The 10,316-nt window shown below is 47.0% G+C and carries 11 protein-coding genes; 5 read left to right on the forward strand and 6 right to left on the reverse strand.

Going from position 1 to position 10,316, the window contains the following annotated elements; translation table 11 throughout:
- The first annotated feature begins 3 nt into the window (after positions 1-3).
- From F6Q11_RS01865 to cgi121, 4 genes are all read left to right on the forward strand, one after another.
- Entirely contained in the window at positions 4-1,308 is a 1,305-nt protein-coding gene (locus F6Q11_RS01865; RefSeq protein WP_297026016.1) for a nodulation protein NfeD, read from the forward strand.
- Between the two features lie 49 nt (positions 1,309-1,357).
- On the forward strand, positions 1,358-1,699 hold the full coding sequence (locus tag F6Q11_RS01870) for a putative transcriptional regulator (protein ID WP_297026017.1): 342 nt from the start codon (positions 1,358-1,360) through the stop codon (positions 1,697-1,699).
- A 160-nt stretch (positions 1,700-1,859) separates the two neighbouring features.
- Positions 1,860-3,833 carry an ATP-dependent protease LonB gene (gene lonB / locus F6Q11_RS01875; RefSeq protein ID WP_297026018.1) on the forward strand — a complete coding sequence of 658 codons (1,974 nt, stop codon included), beginning with the start codon at positions 1,860-1,862 and terminating at the stop codon, positions 3,831-3,833.
- The gene (gene cgi121, locus F6Q11_RS07580) at positions 3,823-4,248 is read left to right on the forward strand and encodes a KEOPS complex subunit Cgi121 (protein ID WP_367119315.1); all 426 of its coding nucleotides are present in this window, start codon (positions 3,823-3,825) and stop codon (positions 4,246-4,248) included. Before lonB ends, cgi121 begins: the two co-directional genes overlap by 11 nt.
- Here the strand turns inward: cgi121 and cobS are convergent.
- The 5 genes from cobS to F6Q11_RS01900 all read right to left on the reverse strand — a co-directional run bounded on the left by cobS (position 4,191) and on the right by F6Q11_RS01900 (position 8,644).
- Positions 4,191-4,958, reverse strand: a complete 768-nt coding sequence (gene cobS / locus F6Q11_RS01880) for an adenosylcobinamide-GDP ribazoletransferase (protein ID WP_297026019.1) — start codon at positions 4,956-4,958, stop codon at positions 4,191-4,193. The genes cgi121 and cobS overlap by 58 nt on opposite strands.
- Positions 4,955-5,986: a pyridoxal phosphate-dependent aminotransferase gene (locus tag F6Q11_RS01885; RefSeq protein WP_297026020.1), complete on the reverse strand. Its 1,032-nt coding sequence runs from the start codon at positions 5,984-5,986 to the stop codon at positions 4,955-4,957. Before F6Q11_RS01885 ends, cobS begins: the two co-directional genes overlap by 4 nt.
- A gap of 162 nt (positions 5,987-6,148) precedes the next feature.
- The gene (gene ftsY, locus F6Q11_RS01890) at positions 6,149-7,015 is read right to left on the reverse strand and encodes a signal recognition particle-docking protein FtsY (protein ID WP_297026021.1); all 867 of its coding nucleotides are present in this window, start codon (positions 7,013-7,015) and stop codon (positions 6,149-6,151) included.
- 6 nt (positions 7,016-7,021) lie between these two features.
- A complete protein-coding gene (gene pfdA, locus F6Q11_RS01895; protein ID WP_297026022.1) occupies positions 7,022-7,414 on the reverse strand; it encodes a prefoldin subunit alpha in 393 nt (130 codons plus the stop codon).
- A 3-nt stretch (positions 7,415-7,417) separates the two neighbouring features.
- Entirely contained in the window at positions 7,418-8,644 is a 1,227-nt protein-coding gene (locus F6Q11_RS01900) for a phosphoglycerate kinase (protein ID WP_297026023.1), read from the reverse strand.
- Positions 8,645-8,723: 79 nt separating this feature from the next.
- Here F6Q11_RS01900 and F6Q11_RS01905 point away from each other — a divergent pair, with 79 nt between their 5' ends.
- Positions 8,724-9,455, forward strand: coding sequence for a nucleotidyltransferase family protein (locus tag F6Q11_RS01905; protein ID WP_297026024.1), 732 nt, complete (start codon positions 8,724-8,726; stop codon positions 9,453-9,455).
- A gap of 10 nt (positions 9,456-9,465) precedes the next feature.
- On the opposite strand, the gene F6Q11_RS01910 is transcribed toward F6Q11_RS01905, so the two are convergent.
- A partial coding sequence (locus F6Q11_RS01910) for an NAD-dependent epimerase/dehydratase family protein (RefSeq protein ID WP_297026025.1) occupies positions 9,466-10,316 on the reverse strand: 851 nt, incomplete at its 5' end.

A 10,316-nucleotide genomic window follows, 5' to 3' on the forward strand; every position in this document is an offset into this window, starting at 1 on the left:
ACAATGGATCGGCCTGTTCTGATAGCTATCATAGCGGCGATTTTCCTCATATTACTGGTAAGTGTAGCTGCAAGTTCCCAGGCGCAGCCAAGGAAAGATGTTGTTGTCATATATCTGGACGAAGAGATAGATGCCGGTTCATCCGCAATGATCACCAGCACCATGAATTCTCTTTCTAACACGACGACCGCAGCCGTTGTCATAGATATGAACACGCCAGGTGGAGAGCTGGAGAACATGATCCAGATGGTATCGGCAATAACGAATGCCGAATCAAGGGGCATAGTAACGATAACGTATGTCCCGCAGAACGCAATGGCGGCTTCCGCGGGTTCATACGTGGCGATGGCAACGGACTACATCTTCATGGCCAACGGGACTTACATAGGGCCTTCCACACCGATCGTTGTTGGTGGAACGTCACTGGAACAGCAGCACACGACCAGCGCAATGGAGCAATACATGGTCAGCCTTGCGGCAGAGCACGGGAGGAACACGACTGCGGCCTATAGCATGGTTAGCAACAACACGGCCTACAACAATACGCAGGCATACAGGATAGGTCTCATAAACGGGATTTACGGATCTCTGGGCCAGGCTCTTGCTTCACTTTCGCTCTCATCGTATCTCCAGGTATCAGTTTACCCATCAGCCTACGATAATTTCCTCAGCTTCCTCAGTAACGCATACGTTGACGGAATCTTTATATTGCTTGGTTTTGTAGCCATAATGCTTGACATCTATCATGGGAGCGTGGTTCTGACGATCGCCGGTATAACACTGCTTATACTTGGATTCCTCGGTCTACAGCTCATATCAGCCTCACTTGTGGGCGTGCTGCTACTCCTGGTGGGATCTGTTCTGATAATACTGGAGGCGAAGATGGGCCATGGCTTTGCCCTTCTATCAGGTGTTGTGGTCGGTCTTATCGGTACATTCCTGCTCGCCTCGCCTTATTATTCATCGAACCCAGGCTATTCACCATCGCCTTTCACAACGTTCGACCTCCTGACCTCGATACTCATAGTGATCGTGGCCGGTTTTCTGGCGTTCTACATCAGGAGGATCGTACGTACGCTCAAATTCAGAGGGAAATGGACCGGCGCAGAATCGCTGATAGGCAAATTGGGATATGCTGTGGACAGCATAGACGATAGGGGATGGGTGTCTGTGGATGGGATTGAGTGGCAGGCAAGGTCTAAAACGGGAACCGGAATACCACGCGGCTCTAAGGTAAAGATCGTTGGCAGAGATGGCCTTATACTTATAGTGGAGAAGCTCGAAGACGAATCGATCAAGATCAAATGACATGGTATATGCTAAAAAAATTTAAATACTGTTTATGTCATCTTCATTTATGGAACCGATAATCGATGGGAACATATTAAGGTCATTGAACAGAAGTGAACTGAGAAGAAAGGTTCTCTTCTATCTTCTCTCAATATACCCTTACAGATCATACCTGTCTGAGATATCGAGGGCAGTAAAGTCGGATCCTTCAAATGTCAAGGGCTGTCTCGAGGGTCTTGGAGTGAGGTACACCGGGGAAGAGAGCCTGATTGGGCTGGGGCTTGTGATCGTAGAGCAGTCCAAGAATGGCTTCAAGTATTTCAAGATCAACCCTGAGATAGTCGAGGAAGTAAGGAATATGAAAAACATGTTCAGCGACAAGAAGGTCTATACGGTCGAAATTGGCTGATAGGCCTCATATATTCTCAGATTTGTTTTCTTAACTAATTTTGCGAAATTTCTCATTCGATTTTTCCTGCAGAATGCTGGTTTAAAGATTTCTTACAGAGCGACATTTTAAACGTTCTAATTTAGGAAAGACTTATTTATGAAATTTTGATTATGAAGTCGTGGAAGAAAACATTGAGAGCGTCGAGGAGTGGGTCAATAAACTTGACATAGAGACAACCAAGGATATACATGTGCCTAAACTCCTTTTTGATCAGGTCATTGGGCAGGATCAGGCTGGAGAGATCGTGAAAAAAGCTGCCCTCCAGAGAAGGCATGTGATCCTGATAGGAGAACCAGGTACCGGAAAATCGATGCTTGCGCAGTCAATGGTGGATTTCCTGCCCAAGAGTGAACTCGAAGATATCCTTGTTTTTCCAAATCCTGAAGACCCAAATAAGCCAAAGATCAAGACCGTCCCTGCGGGGAAGGGCAAGGAGATCGTGAGGCAGTACCAGATTAAGGCTGAAAGGGAGAAGAGGGACAGATCAAGAAGCATAATGTTTGTTATATTTTCAGTCGTATTGCTTGGTATAATAGCTGCAATAGTTCTGCGTTCCATAACGCTGATATTCTTCGCCATAATGGCGGCGGCATTCCTTTATATGGCCATGGCTTTCAATCCAGTTATAAGAAACGAGAAGGCTATGGTACCGAAGCTGCTTGTTTCGCACAGTCCAAATGACAAGCCTCCTTTCGTGGATTCTACAGGTGCGCATTCTGGTGCCCTGCTTGGAGACGTGAGGCATGACCCGTTCCAGTCTGGCGGTCTGGAGACACCTGCGCACGAGAGGGTTGAGGCCGGAAACATACATAAGGCCCATAAGGGTGTTCTTTTCATAGATGAAATAAACCTGCTCAGGCCGGAGGATCAGCAGGCAATACTGACAGCCCTTCAGGAGAAGAAGTATCCAATATCAGGTCAGAGCGAGCGCAGTGCAGGTGCCATGGTTCAGACTGAACCTGTACCGTGCGATTTCGTGCTGGTGGCCGCTGGTAACTATGATGCCATCAGAAACATGCATCCAGCCCTCAGATCCAGGATAAGAGGATATGGATATGAGGTCGTTGTCAACGACTATATGGATGACAACGATGAGAACAGGAGGAAGCTTGTGCAGTTCATAGCTCAGGAAGTCGAAAAGGACAAGAAGATACCGCATTTTGATAAATCAGCCATCATTGAGGTGATCAAGGAGGCCCAGAAGAGGTCTGGAAGGAGGAACAAGCTTACCCTGAGACTCAGAGAGCTTGGCGGCCTTGTAAGGGTGGCTGGCGACATAGCCGTATCCCAGAAGAAAACAGTTGTTTCTGCTGCCGATGTTATAGCGGCCAAGAACCTTGCAAAGCCTCTGGAACAGCAGATTGCAGATAGATCCATAGAGATAAAGAAGATATACAAAACCTTCAGGACGGAGGGTAGTGTGGTCGGCATGGTCAACGGTCTGGCTGTTGTCGGCGCCGACACAGGCATGTCCGAATATACCGGCGTCGTCCTGCCAATAGTGGCAGAGGTTACACCTGCTGAGCATAAGGGTGCTGGAAATATAATAGCAACTGGAAAGCTAGGGGATATAGCAAAGGAGGCTGTACTGAACGTTTCCGCGGTATTCAAGAAACTAACGGGGAAAGACATATCTAACATGGACATACACATACAGTTCGTGGGTACATACGAAGGCGTTGAGGGCGACTCAGCCAGTGTATCTATAGCCACTGCCGTTATATCGGCCATAGAGAACATACCAGTCGATCAGAGCGTTGCCATGACAGGATCGCTGAGCGTGAGGGGGGACGTCCTGCCGGTCGGTGGCGTTACCGCAAAGGTTGAGGCAGCCATAGAGGCGGGTTTAAACAAGGTGATAGTGCCTGACCTGAACTACAGCGACATAATCCTTGATGCCGAACACGTAAACAAGATAGAGATAATCCCAGCTAAAACAATAGAGGATGTGCTGAGGGTTGCATTGGTGAACACGCCAGAGAAGGAGAAGCTTTTTGACAGGATATCAAACCTTATAAATGCTGCGAAGATAATAAAACCTCAGAGGCCGGCCACGACTGCAACGACAAGAGCAGGAAACAATGCAGCTTAAAGTTAAATTTTTTTCCTCTGATAATGTCGATATCCCCTCCCTGATCAATTTTGTAAGATCCAGAATTTCCGTATTTCAGCCGATCAAAATTGGATGTATACCATCGCAGGTTGCCCTTGAATCTGCAATTGAAAGGGCATCCAGACGCACAGATCATGGCAGCAGAGTGAGGGATACAGGCATACTGATACTGATGTATCTATCAGGATGTGGCCAGATACAGGATGCGGTAAGCCGATGCGGTATTTCTCCAGGAGAACGTTCTTTTGCGTTGGTATATGAAGACCAGGCAGACATAACAGAACTCATGCATCGCTTTCCACGCATTAGAGAGATACCACATGATATACCAGCAGATCAAAGCGATGATATGATCTTTGAGAAGATGTCGTATGTGGACAGCATGCTGGACTGAGCAAGAAGAAGGGAAATAAAAAGGAAAATCGATCTGCTAAACTCTCCCATGAAACCCGCGATGTCCCCGTTTATCCCACCAAACCTTCGCACGATCATGGTCTTTGCCAGCATGAATATCAGGAACCCTAGAAGCACGGATAATACCAGGGAGACAGGAAAGATCAATGAGACCACGACTGGTACGATCAGGAACTCCGCTGCGTAGGCAGAGGGATGCTGGTTATAAAACTCTATGAACAGGCTTCCAATGCCCTTTATTATGGGCCTTGATCTGTGTAACATGAGCATCATAGTGGATTTGGAAAAAAACTCGGCCACAATAACGGAGGCCACTCCTATGTAAAGGCCCATGCTGGAAAGTGATATCAATGCAAGCAGATAGATGAACGTCAGCGTGAAGACGCCTCCTGCACCGACATGATGATCTTTGAAGATCTCTGTGGTCCTTGCACTGTTTCTGACCATCAGTGCGTCTCCCGTGTCTGCCACAGCATCGACATGGTTCAGGCCGTTGATTATATATATGGAAGATATGGATATCAATGCAGCAAGCATCCTGGAAAGATGATACAGAACCACGTAAAGAGAGACGCCGACTGCTGCATCGAACATAGCAACAAGCGGAATATATGATATCAGGTGATCATCAAGATCCGAACTTATTGGGATGATCGTGAAGAAAGAAAAAGCAGATCTAAGCCCCTTCATTTCAGCCGCTCTTTCTCTGCGAATTCCCTGAACGCTGATAGGTCTGGCCCTGCATCATACGCAGTGATGCAGACACGCAGATATCCATCAAGTCCGAAATAGGATCCAGGCGCAACCAGCAATCCGTATTTCTGAACGGCCGTGGTTGCCATTTTTTCAGAGTCGAAGTTTCCATTACCAACAAACAGGAATGGTGCGCCCTCGTATTTCTCAGAATAGAACTCAAAGTCTGAAAGCTCTCTTCTGGCCTTTTCTGCGTTCTTCCTCACAATGGAATGTGTTCTCTCCCTGAAGAAGCTCCACCTTTCAATTGCCTGCTTTGCCAGGAATAGGCTGAACCTGGCATTGTTGATGGTCGTGAGATCCTTTATCTTCCTCATTGCAGCTATATTATCCTTATGGGAGATTATCCATCCAACCCTAAGGCTACTGAGCCCATAGAACTTTGTCATTGTGTTCGATATGATCATATTCTTCGATCCATCGTACAGCGATACCCTTCTGTCGTCGGTGAAATCATGGAAGGTCTCATCTATGTAAACGTGGCGATAAGATCCTCCTATTCTCGTTACGATATCTGCGATATCTTCGTATTTTCCGGTTGGGTTGTTGGGTAGACTTATCGCAAGGCTCTCTCCTTCTGTATCTGCACGGGCCATGCTCTCAAGTCTTACTCTCCTCACCCTGCTGCCCATGGCCTCAGGAACGAGAAATATGGGCTCATACTCTGGAAAAGGAACGGTGATGATATCTGATGTGGCGCTCAGGAAAGCCGATGCAAGAAATATGGCCTCTGTGCCTCCGTTCGTCAATATCACGTTGTCCCTGTCAACACCATATCTCTTCGCGATGGCATCCCTCAGTTCCGCGTCAAGATCGCCTGTTTCCTTAAGATATGTTTCGTATTCCACATTAATTCCAAGGGCCTTCAGGTCTGGTTCTGGCATCCCGCTGTTTGAGAGATTGTGCCTGGCAAGGGATCTGTATTTCTCCAGAAAATTCAACCATTTGAAATCGATTATCTTCATGGAAATCCTCTTTTAACTTCTTCTGTGCAAGATCTGCAGAACGAATAAAAAGAATTTGCTCGCTATATTCGGATCATGGTGCGAGCATGCGTCGGATGATCTTCATAACCCCCATTGCGTCTGAATTCCTGTGACGCCAGGTATTGGACACCGATGCAGGTTTCAATCGGATCCGGTTTCCTCCTGGGGGAGCAATTTCCTGACATACCACTGCCTATCGAAAGGCATTATGTCGTCCAAGCCCTGACCAGTACATATGAAAAGGACAGGCTTCTTAATATCGTGATATATCGATAGAATCGAACCACCTCTGGCATCGGTATCAAGCTTCGTCACTATCACGCCATCATAACCAACGTTTTCCTCGAACATCCTTGCCTGATTTACCGAGTCCTGACCTGAGACTGCATCGATAACGAGAAGGGTGAGATCCGGTTTCGAAACCCTCTTTATCTTCTTCATCTCGTCCAGAAGGTTCTTGTTCGTGTTCATTCTGCCTGCGGTATCTATGAGCACGTAATCTATGTTCCTTGCCTTTGCGTGTTCGATGGCATCGAATGCGACTGAAGACGGATCGCTGCCCCTGTCATGTTTGATGACTTCTGTACCGGCTTCCCTGCCTATGAGTGATATCTGCTCAATTGCACCTGCACGGAACGTATCAGCAGCCGCTATCACAACGCTCTTACCGTTGCGTTTGAGGTAATGTGCAAACTTGCCTATTGTTGTTGTCTTGCCTGTACCATTGATACCAAGGAAGAGTATGACAAAAGGTTTTTTGTTGACATCCAATACACTGATGCGTGTTTCCGGCATCATCTCAAGTATGGATGTCGAAATGACATCACTTGGTTCCAGATCGGGATCTTCCTTCAATTTCTTGCGGACCAGGCCTGCAAGATCCTCGGCGGTCTCCAGCGAAACATCGGCCTCTACGAGCTTCAGCGGTATCTCCTCCGCCACTTCGTCCGGATCTATCTTCTTTCTGTGGAAGATCTCAGCGAACTTCTTCTTCAGTTTTTCAAACATATACCCTCATTTCACGTTTCTTGTTGCCTCTGTCGCATAGACTGTGTTATACTGATCCACAAGAGTCTTTCTCTGATCCAGCAGTTTCTGCATCGATGCCTTTATATCGTCTAGGTTTTTCTTCAGCCTCTCGATGGATCTCTCCCTGTTCTCTGCAACATAAATGCCGGATCCGATTGGAACGATGAGATCCTGATCTATGCTGATGCTCCCCTTGGCAAAGAGGCCAGATCCTATGGAAATGAGTTTTTCAGGGCTTTTTTCCAGATCGCTGTTTGACAGAAGATCAATGGTGTTCTGGACCTCTATCATTGCCTTGTTAAGTGTATCTATCTGGGAATCCACCGATGATATTAGTGATTCGATATAATTCAACTGAGCTTCAACATCTCTAGCCATAATTCATCCCTCAAACAATCTTTTACTTTCCTTCAATGCCTCAAGGACAGGCATTGTTTCACCACTTAAATAGCTTATCAGCGCGCCACCTCCAGTGGAGGCATGATCGATCATCTTCGTCAGGCCAAGCTTGTCAAGTGCGCTGAGGGTATGTCCTCCTCCGGCAAGCTTGAATGCCTTGGAATGGGCCACCGCATTGAATACTTCCCTGGTACCGGAAGAGTAATCCTCTATCTCGTACATGCCCATCGGCCCGTTCATGAATATGGCCCTCGATCCGTCGATTATATCTGAATATTGGACAATGGTGTCTAACCCTATATCAGCAAGTATCTGATCATCAGGGATCTTATCGTTGACCGATATCCTCTGGCCAGAGGGGTTCATAACGAAGTCCGTTGGCATGACAACCCTATCTCCATATTTGGAAAGGATGTTTCTGCATTTCTCAAGGAGTTTCTCGTAGTCCCCATTGTTCTTCATTATGAATTCCCTGTTCTTCTTTCCGATGTCCATGCCAGAAGCCCAAAGGAATGCGTTTGCAACAACGCCCCCCGTCAGGATCCTGTCCACGAAACCACGTGACAGGAAGTTCTCAGATACAGCTATTGAGTCCTCAATCTTGGCGCCTCCAAGTATGGCTATCTTGGGTTTTTCCTTTATCCTTCTGAACCTCTCGATCATGCTGACCTCCCGCTCTATCAGTGTACCGGCTATGTTGGGTTTGATCCTGTGGAAACCAACTAGTGTTGTCTGTGCCCTGTGTATGGCCGCAAATGCGTCAATGATGAAATAATCAAATAGCGGAGAGAGGCTTCTCACTATGTTGGAGGACTCCATGCTCTCAATCGTGGTGAGGTCGACTTCCTCAGAGTAGAATCGAGAGTTCTCGAGCATTATTATGTCCCCATCAACCATATCGGATACAGCCCTATTGACCTGGCTGCCAAAAAGCTGATCCACAAACTGAACCTTCTTGTTTAGGAGATGGGACAGTATCTGTGCATGCTGGCGGAGTGATATGAAATCGTCCTTGCCGGGCCTGCTCTGATGGGCCACTATGACAACCTTTGAATTTCTGAGGTTTCTTATGGTGTCTATGTGAGCCCTGAATCTGTCAATCCCCATTATCTCGCCCGTCAAAGGATTGACGGGTGCATTTATGTCCACTCTAAGGTATACAGTTTTTCCCGCAAGATCGAAGGAATCCATCAAAAAGAACTCATCCATGGTAGTGAATATGGCCAGTTATTAAATTTATTGCTGAAAACCGAGATAATTAATAAACGGAAACAATATAACGGTCTGAATGAAGGGTCTGATCACAGCCGCTGGTCTGGGTAAACGCTCAATGGCCTCAAAATACTACAGGAAAGAGCTCTTTTCCATTTACGATGAACGTGATGGAAACGTTGTAATAAGGCCCATACTTGATGCAGCCATCTACCGGATGAGATATGCAGGCGTGGACGATATTTACGTAGTTCTGGATCAGGAGGATGGAGTTACCAAAAAATTTATAGAAGAGAGCTATCCCGACCTTCACATCATCATTCAGCGCGAAAGAAAGGGTTATGGATATGCGGTATACCTGGCGAGAGACTACATAAACGAACCGTTCGTACTCAATGCTGGAGATGGGATTCTGATCGATCCAGATAGGGAGAGGGAGATCATCCATGGTTTTTCCGGCGGAAATCTGCTTGTGGCATTTCAGGTGGATGATCCGAGGAAATACGGAGTTCTGGATATGCAGGGAAATACTGTTATCGGTGTTAAGGAAAAGCCAGAGAATCCAACCTCAAACCTCGCGTTGGCAGCCTTCTATGTCCTTGATCCTTCGGTATTCGACCACATAGATAATGGGCAGAGGGAATCTGAGCTAACACCTGCTATAGATGCGACGATAAAGATGGGAATAAGGACGACGGCACAAAGGATACAGAAAGACGAGTGGATAAGCGTCGGTCAGGTGACCAGCTACGTTGACGTTGTGAACAGGACTTACAGGTATGCCATGGAACGAACAGCGTCTATATGAACACCGCTTTTCAGGTATAATCATATGCGGATTTCTTCCAGAACGTTTTCGGCATCAGTGTATCTTTGAGGTCGATCAACCTGCTCCTGAATCTGGATAGATCGGATATTGCATCCCTTATCTCATCCTCGATGTTCTTGGTTCTTCTGTATCCAAGAAGTTCAAGCTTCCTGTGTTCTGGATTATAGTAATGATCCTCCTTCTCCACCCTTGGATTATCAACATGGGCTATTTCGGGGATCTTCCCATAGTCCCTTTCGAAGATCCTCTGCACCATCTCAGCCAGCTGTTCCACGCTGTATTTCTCGTCGAACTGGTTCAGAACCCTGTATTCGCCGTGATCTGCGGGTTTTTCCAGGGCAAGCGTTAAGCACTGTATACTGTCGTTGAGAGACAGGAAACCGCGTGTCTGCCCTCCCTTGCCGTAGACCGTAAGGGGTACATCTATGATCGCCTCTGCGGTGAACCTGTTGAGGGCGGTGCCATAAACCTCATCTATATCGAACCTTGTGAATAGACCTGTGTCCGCTATCTCCTGCGTCCTTGTCCCGTATACCACACCCTGCATCACATCCGTCACGGCCAGGTCCCAGACCCTGTTGGCAAACATGAGGTTGTTGGAGTCGTGGACCTTTGTCCAATGATACCATGAACTGGCATTCTTTGGGAATGGCAGTGTGTCTTTTCTACCGTGATATTCTATCTCAAAAAAGCCCTCAGGGATGTCTATGTTTGGAGTACCGTATTCTCCCATGGTACCAAGCTTAAGTATGTGGGCTTCTGGTACCGTGTCCTTTATGGCATATATCAGATTCATGGTGCTGGTTATGTTCTTAACCATGGTCTCATTGGCCTCCCTCA

This window comes from Thermoplasma sp., assembly GCF_008709555.1.
Taxonomy (GTDB): Archaea; Thermoplasmatota; Thermoplasmata; order Thermoplasmatales; family Thermoplasmataceae; genus Thermoplasma.

Bases quoted from the DNA above. Each gene is read 5' to 3' on its own strand.
- F6Q11_RS01870 (WP_297026017.1), top strand. From the start codon at position 1,358: ATGGAACCGATAATCGATGGGAACATATTAAGGTCATTGAACAGAAGT.
- ftsY (WP_297026021.1), bottom strand. From the start codon at position 7,015: ATGTTTGAAAAACTGAAGAAGAAGTTCGCTGAGATCTTCCACAGAAAG.
- pfdA (WP_297026022.1), bottom strand. From the start codon at position 7,414: ATGGCTAGAGATGTTGAAGCTCAGTTGAATTATATCGAATCACTAATA.
- F6Q11_RS01900 (WP_297026023.1), bottom strand. From the start codon at position 8,644: ATGGATGAGTTCTTTTTGATGGATTCCTTCGATCTTGCGGGAAAAACT.
- cobS (WP_297026019.1), bottom strand. From the start codon at position 4,958: ATGAAGGGGCTTAGATCTGCTTTTTCTTTCTTCACGATCATCCCAATA.
- F6Q11_RS01885 (WP_297026020.1), bottom strand. From the start codon at position 5,986: ATGAAGATAATCGATTTCAAATGGTTGAATTTTCTGGAGAAATACAGA.
- cgi121 (WP_367119315.1), top strand. From the start codon at position 3,823: ATGCAGCTTAAAGTTAAATTTTTTTCCTCTGATAATGTCGATATCCCC.
- F6Q11_RS01865 (WP_297026016.1), top strand. From the start codon at position 4: ATGGATCGGCCTGTTCTGATAGCTATCATAGCGGCGATTTTCCTCATA.
- F6Q11_RS01905 (WP_297026024.1), top strand. From the start codon at position 8,724: ATGAAGGGTCTGATCACAGCCGCTGGTCTGGGTAAACGCTCAATGGCC.